Source organism: Streptomyces sp. NBC_00620 (genome assembly GCF_026341825.1).
Taxonomy (GTDB): domain Bacteria; phylum Actinomycetota; class Actinomycetes; order Streptomycetales; family Streptomycetaceae; genus Streptomyces.
In genome coordinates, this window is record NZ_JAPENY010000002.1 from 2665309 (window position 1) to 2681110 (window position 15802).

General features: G+C 70.6%; 15 protein-coding genes. 10 read left to right on the forward strand and 5 right to left on the reverse strand.

Annotated elements, in window-relative coordinates:
• Positions 1–7 precede the first annotated feature (7 nt).
• From OG246_RS31255 to OG246_RS31265, 3 genes are all read left to right on the forward strand, one after another.
• Complete coding sequence (locus OG246_RS31255; protein WP_266470701.1) at positions 8–1897, forward strand: discoidin domain-containing protein; 1890 nt, start codon at positions 8–10, stop codon at positions 1895–1897.
• 147 nt (positions 1898–2044) lie between these two features.
• Positions 2045–2647 (forward strand): hypothetical protein, encoded by a 603-nt coding sequence (locus OG246_RS31260; protein ID WP_266470703.1) that lies wholly within the window; start codon positions 2045–2047, stop codon positions 2645–2647.
• A gap of 10 nt (positions 2648–2657) precedes the next feature.
• Positions 2658–3368: a fibronectin type III domain-containing protein gene (locus OG246_RS31265; protein ID WP_266470707.1), complete on the forward strand. Its 711-nt coding sequence runs from the start codon at positions 2658–2660 to the stop codon at positions 3366–3368.
• A 3-nt stretch (positions 3369–3371) separates the two neighbouring features.
• Here the strand turns inward: OG246_RS31265 and OG246_RS31270 are convergent, their stop codons facing one another.
• A complete protein-coding gene (locus OG246_RS31270; RefSeq protein WP_266470709.1) occupies positions 3372–3740 on the reverse strand; it encodes a hypothetical protein in 369 nt (122 codons plus the stop codon).
• A 107-nt stretch (positions 3741–3847) separates the two neighbouring features.
• Between OG246_RS31270 and OG246_RS31275 the strand changes: the two genes are divergently transcribed.
• Together OG246_RS31275 and OG246_RS31280 are read left to right on the forward strand one after the other, a co-directional pair.
• Positions 3848–4519 carry an NUDIX domain-containing protein gene (locus OG246_RS31275; protein WP_266470711.1) on the forward strand — a complete coding sequence of 224 codons (672 nt, stop codon included), beginning with the start codon at positions 3848–3850 and terminating at the stop codon, positions 4517–4519.
• 72 nt (positions 4520–4591) lie between these two features.
• A complete protein-coding gene (locus OG246_RS31280) occupies positions 4592–5578 on the forward strand; it encodes an aldo/keto reductase (protein WP_266470717.1) in 987 nt (328 codons plus the stop codon).
• Positions 5579–5619: 41 nt separating this feature from the next.
• On the opposite strand, the gene OG246_RS31285 is transcribed toward OG246_RS31280, so the two are convergent.
• Together OG246_RS31285 and OG246_RS31290 are read right to left on the reverse strand one after the other, a co-directional pair.
• Positions 5620–8151, reverse strand: a complete 2532-nt coding sequence (locus OG246_RS31285; protein WP_266470719.1) for a SpoIIE family protein phosphatase — start codon at positions 8149–8151, stop codon at positions 5620–5622.
• Positions 8152–8387: 236 nt separating this feature from the next.
• A complete protein-coding gene (locus OG246_RS31290) occupies positions 8388–9314 on the reverse strand; it encodes a LysR family transcriptional regulator ArgP (protein WP_266470721.1) in 927 nt (308 codons plus the stop codon).
• 66 nt (positions 9315–9380) lie between these two features.
• Here OG246_RS31290 and OG246_RS31295 point away from each other — a divergent pair, with 66 nt between their 5' ends.
• From OG246_RS31295 to OG246_RS31310, 4 genes are all read left to right on the forward strand, one after another.
• The gene (locus OG246_RS31295; RefSeq protein ID WP_266470724.1) at positions 9381–9992 is read left to right on the forward strand and encodes a LysE/ArgO family amino acid transporter; all 612 of its coding nucleotides are present in this window, start codon (positions 9381–9383) and stop codon (positions 9990–9992) included.
• A 113-nt stretch (positions 9993–10105) separates the two neighbouring features.
• Positions 10106–11416 carry an MFS transporter gene (locus OG246_RS31300; protein ID WP_266470727.1) on the forward strand — a complete coding sequence of 437 codons (1311 nt, stop codon included), beginning with the start codon at positions 10106–10108 and terminating at the stop codon, positions 11414–11416.
• A gap of 37 nt (positions 11417–11453) precedes the next feature.
• Positions 11454–12275, forward strand: a complete 822-nt coding sequence (locus OG246_RS31305; protein WP_266470730.1) for a methyltransferase domain-containing protein — start codon at positions 11454–11456, stop codon at positions 12273–12275.
• 107 nt (positions 12276–12382) lie between these two features.
• Positions 12383–12751 carry a DUF6479 family protein gene (locus OG246_RS31310; RefSeq protein ID WP_266470731.1) on the forward strand — a complete coding sequence of 123 codons (369 nt, stop codon included), beginning with the start codon at positions 12383–12385 and terminating at the stop codon, positions 12749–12751.
• Positions 12752–12797: 46 nt separating this feature from the next.
• Here the strand turns inward: OG246_RS31310 and OG246_RS31315 are convergent, their stop codons facing one another.
• A complete protein-coding gene (locus tag OG246_RS31315; RefSeq protein ID WP_266470732.1) occupies positions 12798–13742 on the reverse strand; it encodes an ATP-dependent DNA ligase in 945 nt (314 codons plus the stop codon).
• 116 nt (positions 13743–13858) lie between these two features.
• Positions 13859–14752, reverse strand: coding sequence for a Gfo/Idh/MocA family protein (locus OG246_RS31320; RefSeq protein WP_266470734.1), 894 nt, complete (start codon positions 14750–14752; stop codon positions 13859–13861).
• A 230-nt stretch (positions 14753–14982) separates the two neighbouring features.
• Here OG246_RS31320 and OG246_RS31325 point away from each other — a divergent pair, with 230 nt between their 5' ends.
• A complete protein-coding gene (locus OG246_RS31325) occupies positions 14983–15771 on the forward strand; it encodes a PIG-L deacetylase family protein (RefSeq protein ID WP_266470737.1) in 789 nt (262 codons plus the stop codon).
• Positions 15772–15802: the final 31 nt, after the last annotated feature.

The window sequence follows — 15802 nt, forward strand, 5'->3', positions numbered from 1 at the left end:
GAGCCGCATGCCATCCCGTACTCCACGCACGCTCATGACCGCTCTAGCCACCCTGTCCACCCTGTCGCTGCTGGCGGCAGGACAGGCCTTCGCCGGCCCGGCGGCCGAAACCTCCGTCGCGGCCGTCGCGGCCTGGGACGCCGACCAGGCCGCTGCCGCCTACACCGCGAACCCCGCCGCGGTCACCGCCTCGGGAAGCGAGAACGCCGGCACCGCCCCGGGCCTCGCCTTCGACGGCAACGCCGCCACCCGCTGGTCGAGCCAGTTCGCGGACGACGCGTGGATCCGCGTCGACCTCGGCTCCACCCTCCGCATCGACCGGGTCGTCCTCGACTGGGAGGCCGCCTACGGCAAGAGATACGTCCTGGAGGCGTCCAAGAATGGCACCGACTGGACGCCCTTCTACACCGAGACCGCCGGCACCGGAGGATCGGTCACCGCGCACACCTACCCGCAGGAGGTCACCGGCCGCTATGTGCGGCTGCGCGGCGTCGAGCGCGCCACGCCCTACGGGTACTCGCTGTTCGCGTTCAAGGTCTACGGCGGCGTACCCGCCCCGGCCTCCACGACCCGTACGAACCTCGCCCTCAACCACCCGGCCTACTCCAACCTCTACCAGCACGCGGGCAATTCACCTGCCTTCGTCACCGACGGCGGCTGGCCCGCCGACCTCAAGGCCGACCAGACCCGCTGGTCCAGCGACTGGAACGCCAACCGCTGGGTCTCCGTCGACCTGGGCGCCACCTCGACCATCAACACCGTCGACCTGTACTGGGAGGCGGCCTACGCGGTCGACTACCAACTCCAGGTCTCCGACGACAACGTGAACTGGCGCACCGTCTACCAGCCCTCCGCCGCGGAGGTCGCCGCCCGCCGCGCCGACGTGAAGTCCCCGGCGGACGCGGTGGGCCGCCACGACACGGTCACGCTGCCGACGCCCACGACCGGACGGTATGTGCGGATGCTCGGCAAGGAGCGCCGCTCCTTCTACAACCCGGCGCCCGCGACCGCCCAATTCGGCTACTCGCTCTACGAGTTCCAGGTCTGGGGCACGGGCGGCAGCGCCGCCGCCGCGTACCCCGCCCTGCCCGGGGAGCAGTCGGGGACCTACCAGACGACGTTCTTCGACGACTTCACAGGGGCGAGCCTGGACCGCTCCAAATGGCGGGTCGTGCGAACCGGCTACGAGATGGGCCCGGTCAACGGGGAGTCCCAGGCGTACGTCGACTCCACCGACAACATCGCCACCCAGAACGGCAGCCTCCTGCTGAAGTCCAAGTACTGCAATGACTGCACCCCGACCCCGGCCGGAACCTACGACTTCACCTCCGGCCGCGTCGACACCAACACCAAGTTCGACTTCACCTACGGGAAGGTCAGCGCCCGTATCAAGCTGCCGGTCGGCGACGGCTTCTGGCCCGCCTTCTGGCTGCTGGGCAGCAACGTCGACGATCCGTCCGTGTCGTGGCCCGCGTCCGGTGAGACCGACATCATGGAGAACGTCGGCTACGCGGACTGGACCAGCACCGCCCTGCACGGCCCGGGCTACTCGGCGGACGGCAACATCGGCGCCCGCCAGATCTTCCCCGCCGGAGGCCGCGTGGACGCGTGGCACAACTACGCGGTGGAGTGGACCCCGACGGGCATGCGCTTCTACGTCGACGACGTGCTCGTCCAGGAGACGACGCGCAACAAGCTGGAGTCGACCCGCGGCCAGTGGGTCTTCAACCACAACCAGTACGTCATCCTCAACCTCGCCCTCGGCGGCGCTTATCCGGCGGGCTGGAACCAGGTCACCACGCCGTACTGGGGTCTGCCGCAGTCGAGCGTCGACAAGGTCGCGGCCGGGGGAGTGCAGGCCGAGATCGACTGGGTTCGCGTCGAGCAGAAGAGGTGACCCGGACCGCCGCAAGGCGGTGAAGACGGGTGCGCGCCGGGCCTCTTGACGAACGGTTGGTCCAGTCCTACCTTCCAGTCAACCGTTCAAAGACAGGGCTGAAGTTCACTCACCTGAACGTCGGCACCCCCCACTCAAGGAGCCCGGATGCTCACACGTCTTCGAACACTCGGTGTGGCCGGCGCGGTGTGCGCCTCATCGCTACTGGCCGCGCCGACCGCATTCGCCGAAGTGGAACCCGGCGGCTGGACATCCGTCTCGCCCACGTACACGGTGCAGGAGCGGGGTTGCGGCACGGTCTCCGGCCTGACGTTCACGCTCACCTGCTCCACCGCAAGCGGAGACCAGCGGGCCGAGCGGCGGTACGCCACGTACACCGGCGGCACACGGCAGTTCGAGGGCTACTTCAGGGTGGCCAGCCTCAGCGGCACCCGGATCAGCCTCAAGCAGACGTTCAACGAGTCGGCGGCGGGCCCGTACTTCATGCTCGCGGTCGAGCGCGGTGGCAGGCTCTACGCGGTCCACGGCGGCACCACGCTCTCCAACGCGGGCACGGTCGGGGCGACGGTCCGCGTCAACACGGTTCACCAGGTGGGAACTTCGCACCGCACCTACATCAACGGCTCGCTCCAGCACACCTATGCGAGCCCGTCCGGAAGCTTCTACGACAAGTTCGGCGCCTACCGCACCGCCAGCGGCGCCGGACCCGCGACCGTCGTGTGGAGCAACGTCCAGTTCTGGCGCAAGTAGCAGGCACCGTATGCGGATACCCGTACGCGTCGCAGCGCCGACAGTGCTTCTCCTGGCACTGTCGGCCTGCTCCGCGCCACAGACGGCGGACGAGAGCGGCGAACTGCGAGCCCGCCTCACCTCACCCACGGACATCGATCTGAACTGGCAGGAGGACGAGCCGGGAGTATCCGGCCAGGCGCTGGAGTTCGCGACCGAGAGGTCAGGCCCGTACACCGTCCTCCAGTACCTGCCGCCGAGCACGACGACCTACCGGCACCCCGATCTGATCCCGAACACGACCTTCTTCTACCGACTCCGACCCTTCCGCGGCCCGGTCTCGGCCCCGCTGACCGTCTCGCTGCCGGAGGGCGAACTGACACAAGCGGACGAGGAGTCCAGCCATGACTGGCTCCCCGCCCGCAAGGACCCGGGACGCGTCGTCCCGGGCCGGCCCCTCGGGAAATCCGGTGCGGGCGCTCCCTCCGATTTCAACGCCGTGGTCAAGCATGCGAACGGCATCCTCTTCACCTGGACGGACCGCGCGTCCGACGAAGCGGGATTCCTGCTGGAGGCCCGCAGACGGGGAAGCTCGGAATACGAGCCCCTCGTGGTCCTCGATCCCGATGTCAACTCCACGGGACTGATCACCCTGCCCGAGGAGAAACAAGCGTCCTACCGCGTACGGGCCTTCACGTACGGAGAGCTGTCGAACGTGGTCCGCCTGACCACGGGTGAATGACTCCTACGCGTTGTCGGCCCTGGACATGCGCAGGGCGAGATCCTGGAGCAGGTCGGCCGTCTTGACGTCGGTGCGTCCGGAGTCGTGGAGGTCGGCGAGTTCGGAGAAGAGGAAGGCGAAGGCGCCCACGAGCGAGATGGTGGCGGGCAGGTAGGCGTCCGCGACGGCCTGGCCGGCCTCGGCGGGTCCTGCGTCGGAGGGTACTTCGACCCTGGGGAAAACCTCCGTCACGAGCGCGCCGAGCTGGGTTTCGGTCGACTCGACCTCGGCGTCATCAGCAGCGTCGTCATCGGATTGGGCGATCCTGCGGACCATGGCGTTGGTCTCGGTGAGGACGCCGATGGCTCGCAGGATGATCTCCGTCTGTTCCATGCCGTGAGCCTAGACGGGTGATGCCCGACTGTGGCCTCGGTGTTCGGGTCGTGATGATAGACAGTGGGCGTGAACAACCTCTCCAGCTCCCGCCCGGAGTGCGCCCGATGACCAGCGGCATCGACACTCCGGACCGCCGGGGCCGCACCGGACTCGACCGGGTCGGCCGCGATCTGACCGGCAACCCCCGGATCAAGGTCCGGGACGTGACACTCCTGTCCAGCCACTGGTACGTGGAGCGCACCACGACATTCGACTTCCAGCACGCCGACGGCACCTGGAGCACCCAGGAACGCGAAACGCACGACCGCGGCAACGGCGCCACCCTCCTGCTCTACGACACCGAGCGCGGAACCGTGCTGCTGACCAGGCAGTTCCGCTACCCCGTGTACGTCAACGGACACCCCGACGGGATGCTGGTCGAGACACCGGGCGGACTGCTCGACGAGGACGACGAGCATCCCGAGGTCGCCGTACGGCGCGAGGTCATCGAAGAGACCGGGCACACCGTCGGCGAGGTCCACCACGTCTTCGACGTCTATATGAGCCCGGGCTCGGTCACCGAGCGGGTCAGTTTCTACGCCGCCTCTTACGGTCCCTCGACCCGTACGCACGAGGGCGGGGGGCTGGACGAGGAGGGTGAGGACATCGAGATCGTCGAACTGCCCTTCCGGCGGGCCCTGGAGATGATCCGCACCGGCGAGATCGCCGACGCGAAGACCATCATGCTGTTGCAATGGGCGGCTCTGGAGGGCCCGTTCAGGGAAACCCGCCCTTGACTTGGAGTGCTCTTCAAGTTCCAGACTCCCGTTCAGGCCCCGGGGTTCCGGGCCCGAACGGGAGGCGACACCATGAAGTACCGCACGATCGGCACCGACCCGAAGACCCGCCGTGAGGTGAGCGTGCTCGCGCTCGGCGCGATGCTGTTCGGCTCACTGACGGACGAGAAGACCTCCTTCGCCGTGCTGGACCGCTATGTCGAGGCCGGTGGGAACTTCATCGACACGTCCGACAACTACGCGTTCTGGACCGACGACAGCCAGGGCGGCCAGAGCGAGACCCTGCTCGGTCGCTGGCGCCGCAGCCGCGGCATCGGCGACGAGATCGTCATCGCGACCAAGCTGGGCGCCCGACCGCTGGCCCCCGGCACCGGATACATCGACAACCCGGAGGGCCTGTCGGCGAAGGTGATCCGCGAGGCGGCCGAGCGCAGCCGGGAACGCCTCGGCGTCGACAAGATCGACCTGCTGTACGCGCACATCGAGGACCGGACCGTCGACCCTCGGGAGACCGTGGAGGGGTTCGGCGAGCTCGTCGCGGAGGGAAGCGTCGGGCTGCTCGGGGTCAGCAATCACGCCGTCTGGCGGGTGGAACGGGCCCGTTCCCTCGCCGCGGCGGCGGGCCTGCCCGGTTACGAGGTCCTGCAGTATCACCACAGCCACCTGCGACCGCGTACCGACGTACCCTCCGGGCTCTTCCCGGACGGCAGCCTCGGCGGAGCGGGCGCCGAACTGCTCGGCTACCTGCGGGCCGAGCCCGGCCTCACGCTGGTCGCGTACTCACCCCTGCTGACCGGCGCATACGTACGGCAGGACAAGCCGCTGCCCGCCGACTACGACCACCCGGGAACGCCGGTCCGGCTCGCCGCGCTCCGGGACGTCGCACGGGAGACCGGAGCGAGTGTGAACCAAGTGGTGCTGGCCTGGCAGATCGGCGGACCCCTGCCGGTCATCCCGCTGGCGGGGGCGTCCTCCGTGGCGCAGCTGGAGGAGAACCTGGGCGCGGTGGAGCTGGAACTGACGGCGGACCAGCGGGCCCGCCTGGACGCGGCCCACTGACGGACGGAATCCGCGGCCGGCTGATGGGCAGCGGGTCCCGGCTACTTGTCCTCGTCGCGTGGGGCCCGGCGAGTGGTGAGCAGGAGGGCGATGTCGTCGGGGCGCTCGGTGGCCTGCCGGGCCTCCGCGGTGAGCAGGTCGGCCGCGGCGGACACGGACGGGCCGCCCGTCCGGCCGCGCCGCATGGCCGCTCGGGACAGGGTCGCGCGCAGGGCTTCGACGCCCTCGTCTATGTCGGTGCCGGGCCGCTCGACCATCCCGTCCGTGTAGAGGGCCAGCACGGCGCCGGGTTCGAGCAGCAGCTCCGTCACCGGGTAGTGGGCCTGCGGGTCCACTCCGAGCACCACCCCGCCGGGCAGGTCCAGGACCTCGGTACGGCCGTCGGGGTGGCGCAGCAGGGGCTGCGGATGTCCGGCCCGAGCGGCCCGCGCGACGCCCGTGACCGGGTCGAGGCGGACGTAGCAGCAGCTGGCGAACTGGCCAGGGTCGAGGTCGATGAGCAGCCGGTTGGTGCCGCTCATCACCTCGTCCGGGGACCGGTCACTGAGCGCGAACGCCCGTACCGCACTGCGCAGTTGGCCCATGGTGGCCGCGGCCTGGACACCGTGGCCCTGGACGTCGCCGATGACCAGGGCGAGTCCGTCGCCCGCCTCGACGACGTCGTACCAGTCGCCGCCCACGTCCATGCCCAGGGTGCCGGGCAGATACCGCCCGGCGGTGGTCACCAGAGGGTGCGCGGAGAGGCGGTGCGGAAGCAGTGCCTCCTGGAGACCGCGGGCGAGGGCGGCCTCGTTGTCGTAGCGCCGGGCCCGTTCCAGGGCCTGGGCGATCAGTCCGGCCAGCGCGGTCAGGACCGTACGTTCCTCGGTGCTGAAGGTACGGGAACGGTCGAAGCCCAGGATGCAGGAGCCGACCGGGCGCCCGGAGGCGATCAGCGGCAGGAAGGCCCGGGCTCCCTCCTTGGCGTCCAGTGCGATGCCGGGATAGGCGGTTGTCAGCTGTTGCATCGACTCGTAGAAGAGCGGGCGGCCACTGGTGAGCGTTTCGACTCCTGGTAGCCGGACATCGAGGGCCACTCCGTCGTAGGGGGCGAGGAAGCCCTGCGGGAAGCCGGTCTCCCAGGCCAGATACAGGCGCCGGTCCTGGAGCAGGTAGATGGCGAGCCGGCGTCCGCCGAACGCGGGCAGCAGCTCCCGCATCACCACCTCGGACACCTGGCGCGCCGTCACGGCCTCGGTCAGCGCGATGGCGAGAACGATGGGCCGGTACAGCGGTGCCGTCGTGGGCACGCCCTCCGCCGGCTCGTCGCCCTCGGCCGTCGGCGCCTCGAACGGGTCGGCCTCCGCGGAGTCCGCGACCCGCCCCATCGGCACGAGTTTGCAGGTCAGGCTGCCCGGTCCCGCGTAGATGGACATCGTGAGCCACTCACCGCCGTGACGCCCCGGTGTCTGCCCAGGACTGTTCCCGTGCGGGCGTCTGACCTGGAAGTGCACCGGATCCGGCGACAGCAGTGCGCCGCGCAGATGATCCTCGTACGACGGCCGGGCCAGCCAGGGCACGGCCTCCCACAGCGGCCGCCCCAGCAGCTCCGTCCGGGGCCGGCCGAGCAGCTCGGTGGCGCGCGGGTTGGCATAGGTGATCAGCCCGAGCCGGTCGAGTGCGAACACACCCTCCGGAAGGAGATCCGCCGCTCGGTCCGCGGCCGGTCCGGTGCCCGGATCGACGACCACACCGCTCACCCGGTAGGGCGGTCCGGGCGTTGCGTCCGAGGACCACAGCGCCAGTAGACGCAGCCCGCCGTCCGCGTTGCGCACCGGCAGTGCGTGCGCGGGCGGGCGCCCGGCGGCCGTCTCGCGCAGCGCGGCAAGGAGCAGGCTCGGATCCTCCCGGGACAGCGTGTCGGCCAGCGCGTCCGGCGTGCCGGCGAAGCCACCCGGCGCGGTGCCGAGCAGCGCCGCCAGCGCGTCGTCCGCGGCGACCGCGCCGTCGTACGGATCCCAGGTGAACGCTCCGACGCCTTGCGCGGAGGGACCGTCGGCCGGAGCCGGCACATTCATCGGCTCGTCGTCCCATGTGACGGTCCCGGGTCCGTCCTTGTCGAGTGCCGCCAGAGCGGCACCCAGCTCGTCCGCCACGGCTGTCATCCGGTCGCGGTCCGGCAGTACCTCGGTGGCGTCCGAGGCCGAAGGGCGCAGTACCGTCAGGACGCCGAAGGACGTCGAGGCGCCCACGACGGGGACGTACAGGGAACCGAACGGGAACGGCAGCCCGGCCGCCAGCTGCGGGTACCGGCGCATCGTCTCCGTGGCATCGGTGAGCAGCACCTCCTCGCCGAGCCGATGGACGTCGGCGACGGGGAACGGCCGGTCCACATACATGCGCCACCAGGGGCGGAACAGCTGATTGGGCAGGCCCGCGAGGACCGCCATCCGGAGTAGTCCGGGTGTGCTCGAACGCAGATAGATGCCTCCCGCGAAGCCGCGGGCCGCGCGGACCGCGTCCGCCACGGCCCCGCTGAGCAGGGCGGGCAGGCTTTCCAGCGCCTGCACCTCACGCTCGGCGCTCCCAGTCATCGGTCTGCCCTCGTCCGCCCGCCGCCGCCAGGGAGGTATCACAGCAAGAATGCGCCTGACAGGCCCCTGACCGCACCTCGACGCTCTCAGCAGCAGCCCGGGGCTGCCCGAGGCTGCGCATGGCCGAGTTCAACCGTGTCCGGCCGCGCTCAGCCATGTTCAGTCATGTCCAGCGCGAAAGATACCCGGTTTGCTCGAGTACCTCGCCCAACTCGTCGCACACCACCGCTGACACGTCAGCCACCGGCGCGGGGCCCGGGGGCGAGTGTCTCGGCGGCGGTGGCCGCCACGGCCTCGGCCACCGCCGCGAGCGCGGGGGAGTCGAGTTTCCACTGCTGCCAGAACAGCGGGACGTCGATGGCACGGTCCGGCGCGAGATTCACCAACCGCCCTGCGCGCAGCAGCGGTTCGGCCTGCACCTCGGGCACCATGCCCCAGCCCATTCCGGCCACCACGGCGGCCAGGAACCCCTCCGAGGTGGGCATGAAGTGCCGCAGCGGACTCGCGCCGCGGCCACCCCTCAGAGCCCGGACGAAACCGTCCTGGAGTCCGTCGTTGCGGTCGAAGACGATCAGCGGCGCGTCACCGATCACCTCGCGCAGAGGCACGTCCGAGAGGCCGCCGAGCCATCTGTCGCGGAAGCCGGGACTCGCCACCGGCAGGTACCGCATCCGGCCGAGAGCACGGACGGAGCAGCCCGTCACCGGGTCGGGTGACGAGGTCACCGCCGCCAGCACCTGCCCCTCGCGCAGCAGCGTCGCCGTGTGGTCCTGGTCCTCGCGGCGCAGCTCGAAGCAGAGCCGCAGCTCCTGAGGCACACGGGTGAGCGCCGGGAGGAACCAGGTGGCCAGCGAGTCGGAGTTCACCGCGATCGACAGCCGCGACGGTTCCCCGGAGCCGGTCATGCCCAGCTCGGCGTGCGCGTCGCGCTCCAACTGGGCCAGCTGGCGCGCGAAACGCACCACGACCTCGCCGGACTCGGTCGGGCGCACCGGCTTCGTCCGCATCAGCAGGACCCGGCCCGTGCGCTGCTCCAGTGCCTTGACGCGCTGGCTGACCGCCGACGGCGTCACATGCAGCGCGCCGGCCGCCGCGTCGAAGGTGCCCTCGTCGACGACGGCGAGGAGCGTGCGGACCTGGTCGAACGGCAGTTCAGTCATCACACGTGCTAATGATACGTAAGAATCTTTAGCTGTACTCTTGACGGCTGCCTTCCTAGCGTCGATGTCATGACAGACGCCCTGACCGCCGCGGCCGCCGGATTCGGCACCGGCCTCACACTCATCGTCGCCATCGGCGCTCAGAACGCCTTCGTCCTGCGCCAGGGCATCCGCCGCGAGGCGGTACTCGCCGTGGTGGGCATCTGCGCACTCTCCGACGCGGCGCTCATAGCCCTGGGCGTCGGCGGTGTCGGCACGGTCGTCGTGGCCTGGCCCGCGGCGCTCACGGCGGTCGGACTGGTCGGCGGCACATTCCTGCTCGTCTACGGATTCCTCGCCGCGCGGCGGGTGCTGCGACCCTCGGCTCTCAAGGCGGCGGCCGTGCCGGCGCACTCGCCGCGCCGCGCCGTGCTCACCTGCCTGGCGCTGACCTGGCTCAACCCGCACGTCTACCTCGACACCGTGTTCCTGCTCGGCTCCATCGCGGCCGACCGAGGCCCGCTGCGCTGGACCTTCGGGCTCGGGGCCGTCCTGGCGAGCGTGTGCTGGTTCGCGGCGCTGGGCTTCGGCGCCCGGCTGCTCAGCCGCTTCCTGGCCCGGCCGTCGTCCTGGCGTGTGCTGGACGGTCTCGTCGCCGCGACGATGACCGGGATGGGCGCCATGCTGATCGCGGGAGCCTGACAGCCGTACGCCCGGCATGGGCCGATGCGTCCGAACCCCGCCGTCACACACAACTCCCGCTCGGACATAGTGATCCCTGCAAGCGAAAGATGTAGCGAGCAACCAGGACGAGCGTGGACACGAGCAAGAGCGGTACGGACAGCGATCCCACGGCGGACGACGAGACACCGGAACCGGTACGGGCGAACAGGCGCGGATGGCGCCGCTGGGCGATGGACACCCGCCCATTGCGGCGCCCGGCGTTCCGCCGGCTGTGGTCCTCGACCATCGTCACCGCCGTCGGCAGCCAGCTCACCGCGGTCGCCGTGCCCAAGCAGATCTACGACATCACCGGTTCCTCGGCATGGGTCGGCTACGCGAGCCTCGCCGGCCTGCTGCCCCTCGTACTCTTCGCCCTGTGGGGCGGGGCGATCGCCGACAGCATGGACCGGCGCAAACTGCTCCTCATCACCAACACCGGCATGGCCGTCACGTCGGTCCTCTTCTGGATACAGGCCGCCACCGGACTCGGCTCGGTGCTCGTCCTGATGGTGCTGCTCGCCCTCCAGCAGGCGTTCTTCGGCCTGAACTCACCGGCCCGCCAAGCCTCCATCGCCCGGCTGGTCCCCAAGGACGAACTGCCCGCCGCGAACGCGCTCGGCTCGACCGTCATGCAGACGGGCCTGGTCGCCGGACCACTGCTCGCCGGCGCCCTCATCCCCGTCATCGGCCTGGCCGAGCTCTACCTGATCGACGCCGTGGCCCTGTGCGTCACCGTGTGGGCGGTCGTACGGCTTCCCGCGCTGCCGCCCCTGACGGCAGCGGCGTCCAGGCGGGCGGGCTGGCGCGAGGTCGCCGCCGGCTTCCGGTACATCTCGCTGCACAAGGTGCTGCTCCTGTCCTTCCTCGCCGACATCATCGCCATGGTCTTCGGCATGCCCCGTGCCCTGTTCCCACAACTCGCGGCGCAGACCTACGCGCCCTACGGCGAAGGACTCGCGCTCGGTCTCCTCTTCGCGGCGATCCCCATCGGCGCGGTGCTCGGCGGGCTGGCGTCGGGCACCTTCTCCCGTCTGCGCCGGCACGGCCTCATGGTCATCGTCGCGGTCGCGGCCTGGGGAGCGGCCATCACCGGGTTCGGGCTCAGCAGCAGCCTGTGGGTGGCGGTGGCCTTCCTCGCCGCGGCCGGAGTCGCCGACATGGTCTCCATGGTCTTCCGCGGCGCGATCCTGCTGTCCGCCGCCACGGACGACATGCGCGGCCGCATGCAGGGCGTGTTCACCGTCGTCGTCGCCGGCGGCCCCCGCCTCGCCGACGTCCTGCACGGAACGGCCGGCGCGGCCTTCGGCGCACGCACCGCCGTCGTGGGCGGCGGCCTGCTGGTGATGGCCGCCACGCTGGTCCTGGCCACTGCGACACCGGCTCTGAGGCGTTACACGATCTGAATGCGCGGCCGCCCGGGTCGGTCATAGAGTTACCGCCATGGGGGAAACGCGACCTACCTCGGAATTCCACGCGCAGAACATCAGCGCCGAGAGCGTTGCCCGGCTGGTGGCGGCTCTGGATGCCCAGGACATGAATGACGGCGTACGACGGCTGCGTACGTGGGCGCACACCGCGGTCGGCCCGCGGCCCGGCGAGCGGGTGATCGACATCGGCTCCGGTACGGGATCGCAGTCCCAGGCGCTGGCGGCCGCCGTCGCTCCCCACGGCGAGGTACTGGGCATCGAGCCGAACCCGGGGCTCCGTATGGTGGCCGAGCAGCGCGCGGCCGCCGCCGGGAGCACCTTGGCTCGCTTCGTGGACGGCGACGCGCTCACCCTGCACCTGCCCGACTCCTCGGTCGACGTCGTGTGGTGCGAGCGCGTACTCCAGCACCTCCTGGAGCCCGAGAAGGCCGTCGCGGAAATGGCGCGAGTGCTGCGCCCCGGTGGGCGCGTAGCCCTGCTGGACACCGACTGGGCGACCACGATCCTGCACCCCGGTGACCCCGAGACCGTCGCGGCGATCACCTCCGGTGCGCTGGCCGCGGCGGCCGACCCCTACTCGGGACGCAAGCTGGTCGGCCGGCTGACGGCGGCCGGGCTGGTCATCGACGACCGCGGATCGCAGGCGCTCCTCCAGGACCACACCTCGGTGGCATGGCCGCTGATCCGCATGCTGGGCGATTCCGCGGTACGCCGTGAACTGATCACCGAGGCACAGCGCGACCGCCTGTACGCGGACATCACCGAGGCCGCCGAGCAGGGTGCGCTGCACATGTCCGTGACGATGTTCGGAGCGGTCGCGCACCGCCCGTCGTAGGGCTGGCGCATTGAGTGAATAAAGGCGTTTGTCGGAATACACTTGATTGTCCGTCGCCGACGGAGCGCTTTGCACTCTTCCCCTGGTATTGGGGGTGCTCGAGCAAAATGAACACGGCGAGCTACGAAGTAATTGCAGCGAGCAGCACGATGAACGCGGTCGCCGCATTCATCGGTGGCCTCATCATCGCCGGTGCCCTGGTCTGGGCCGTCCGGATGGGCATCAAGGTGCGGCGGGAAGAACCGCGGCCACCCACCCTCGACGAGCAGACCCATCTCCCCGAATCCGGGGCGGTCCACGAAATCCGGGAGATGCGGGACGCCGACGAGGTTCCGCACGCGGCGGATGAGAGCGAGCGGCTGATGCCGTACAACATGCACGCGGCCGGGACCAAGCGCCGCGAGGACCAGAAACGGCGGCGCTGGGAACCCGGGTCCAGCGGCTCCTTCGGCGGCGGCGGTCTGGGCAGGACGTGACCTGGACCGCTCGGAAGCGGGCCAGGCCTGTCCGTCGGATCAGGCTCTAAGGGAGATCGGCCGCGGAGTCCTCCGGAGCCAGGTCGGGCCGGAGACGGAGCCACGACGGCTGGCGCAGCAGCCCGGCTCTGGTCCGGGTGCTGTACCGGACTTCACCCACCAGCCGCGGCACGACCCAGTGGGCCCCGGCCACCGGCGGGACGGTGTCGAAGGGGCAGTCCTCGGTCCCGGCGGCCCGCAGGAGCCGGGCGAGTACCGCCCGTTCGACCTCGCTCCAGCCGGTCCCCACGCCTCCGACGTAGCGCAGCCGCCCCGCCTCGCGCTGTCCCAGGAGAAGGGCACCCGGTAGCCCCGACAGCCGCCCCTTGCCGGGAACCCAGCCGCCGACGATCACGTCGAGGGTCTGTACGTTGCGGATCTTGACCCAGGCTCGTGAGCGCACCCCCGGCTCGTACACGGAGTCCAAGCGCTTGCAGACCAGCCCCTCCAGACCGTTCTCCCGCGTCGCCCGCAGGGCCGCCTCCCCGTGCCCGACGATCGCCGACGGCGTCGACCAGTACGGCCCGGCGAGGGCCAGATCCTCCAGCTCCTGTCGCCGCCGGACATAGGAGAGAGCGGTCAGGTCACGCCGCCGCAGGTACATAACGTCGAACAGGACGAGATGCGCGGGGGCCTCCACCGCCCGACGAGCCGCCTTGCCCGGAGAATCCGCCAGCCCCATACGGGACTGCAGAAGCTGGAAGTCACCCCGCCCCTGCTCGTCCAGGACCAGCACTTCACCGTCCAGAACGGCGGGAGTCCTGCCGAGCGCTCCGCCCAGCGCACGGAATTCCGGGTAGGCCGCCGTGATGTCCTCCCCCGACCGGGCGCGCAGCACGATGCCGCCGTCCCCGGGCAGATAGATCACGGCACGCTGGCCGTCGTGCTTGGTCTCGTACGCCCAGTGCGCGTCCTGCCCTGCGGGCGGCAGGGCGCCGGCGGTGGCGAGCATGGGAGCGATCCGCGGCAGTGTCACAGGTGTGTAGTCGACAGGGCTGCGGGCACCCACTCACCCTTGACGGCCCTTTCGCCTGAACGGCGCTGCCCGGCGAACCCGCGGGCCGCGCCCTACGCCTCCAGAGCCTGGGCCATCAGGGTCTGCAGACGCAGCCCGCGGTGGACATCGAGCTCGCCGGACTTTCCGGAGCGGACGGCGGTGGCGAACTCCCGGCGCAGCACGGGCCAGCTCTCCTCGTGGTCGAGTGCGGCGCCGTCGTACACGAGCTCGGCGTGCGGGCCGAACAGCTCGATCCGGGTGATGCCGCGCTCGACATTGACCGAACCGGACAGCGACGCCTGGCTCACAGCGCCGCTCGCGTGTTCGCAGGTGAGCTCGATCCAACGGCGGGGGTCTCCGGTGCCCCGTACCCGCACGATGGGACCCAGGGCCGCGTCCAGCAGATCGAGAACGTGCGGCCCGAGGTCCAGCAGCGCGCCGTGTTCGAGACGCCAGGCGGTCGCGAAGTCGCCGCCCAGGAAAGCGCCGTGCAGCCAGCAGGCCCGCGCTCCTACGGCGTCGACGCCTTGGGCGGCTGCCAGGAACCGCCGGGTGGCCGGGTTGTAACGGCTTGTCAGGACCAGCTGGGAGACGACGCCGGCCGCGTCGACGGCATCCACGAGGCGTTGCGCCGACGGCAGGTCCAGCGCGAGCGGCTTCTCCAGGAGGAGCGCCTTGCCCGCTTCCGCGGCACGGCATGCGAGCTCCGCCTGAACGGAGGGCGGAACCGCGAAGGCGACCGCTTCGCAGCTGTCCAGCAGGTCCTCGAAGCGCGCGGCGACATCGGCGCCGTAGGGTGTGGCCGTCTCGCGGGCCGCCTCGGCGCGGCGCGCCCACACCGCGGTCAACTGCGTCTCGGGCCCGGCGGCAAGTACCCGCGCGTGAACGGCGCGCGCCCATGGTCCGGCTCCGACGAGGCCGACCTTGACCGGTGCATGGGACCAGGGAAGCGAGGCGTCGGTCACGAGAAGTCTCCTTTGCGGTGTGGGCGGATCAACTCCACCACGTTGACCGCCGCTTCGACCAGGAGTGTGTCGGCGGGCGGGACGGCTGACGCCCCTGCGCTGTGTCCGGCCAGGAGCCGGACGCCACGCCAATTCACCGAGCTCTGCGCGCTCATTCATGCGCCGGGGCGCACGACAGGCCCGCTCGCGCCTCTGTCGGTCACTGCGTGTCCCACGTCATCATTCGGTGCATGAATCCCACACAGGACAAACCAGGCTCCGCGGACGACTCGGGGCTGCCCGCATTGCCGGAGGACTGGCAGCGATGTCTGGCCGTGGCCGCACACCCGGACGACATCGAGTACGGGACCGCGTGCGCCGTCGCCCGCTGGACGGCACAGGGCAAACAGGTGACGTATCTGCTCGCGACACGAGGTGAAGCCGGCATCGACAGCATGCACCCGGACCAGGCGGCGCCCTTGCGGGAGGGGGAGGAGCGGGCCGGTGCCCGTCAAGTCGGGGTCGACACGGTTGAGTTCCTCGATCACCGTGACGGTGTCGTCGAGTACGGGCTCCCGCTACGCCGCGACATCGTGCGGGCGATGCGCCGCCACCGGCCCGAGGTCGTGGTGACCGGCGCGTTCACCGTGCGCATGATCGGCGGCATCACGAACCAGGCGGACCACCGAGTGGTTGGCCTGGCCACGCTGGACGCGGCACGCGACGCGGGAAACCGCTGGATCTTCCCGGAACTGGCCGACGAAGGCCTCGAACCCTGGAATGGAATCCGGCTGGTGTGCCTCGCCGGCCCCCAACAGCCCACCCACGGTGTCGACGTCACGGGCGAACCCCTCGAACGCGGGATCGCCTCGCTCGAGGCACACGCCGAATACACCAAGGGCCTCGGCGCCGGGGCCTTCGAACCGCGCCCGTTCCTGACCTGGGCGGCCGGAATGGGCGGCCCGGCTCTCGGCGTCGAATCCGCAGTCCTCTTCGACGTCCACCAGCTCATCCCCGACGGGCCGCCGCCCTGGGTATGAGACCTCTGCTTTCGTGAGCCGACTCACCTCA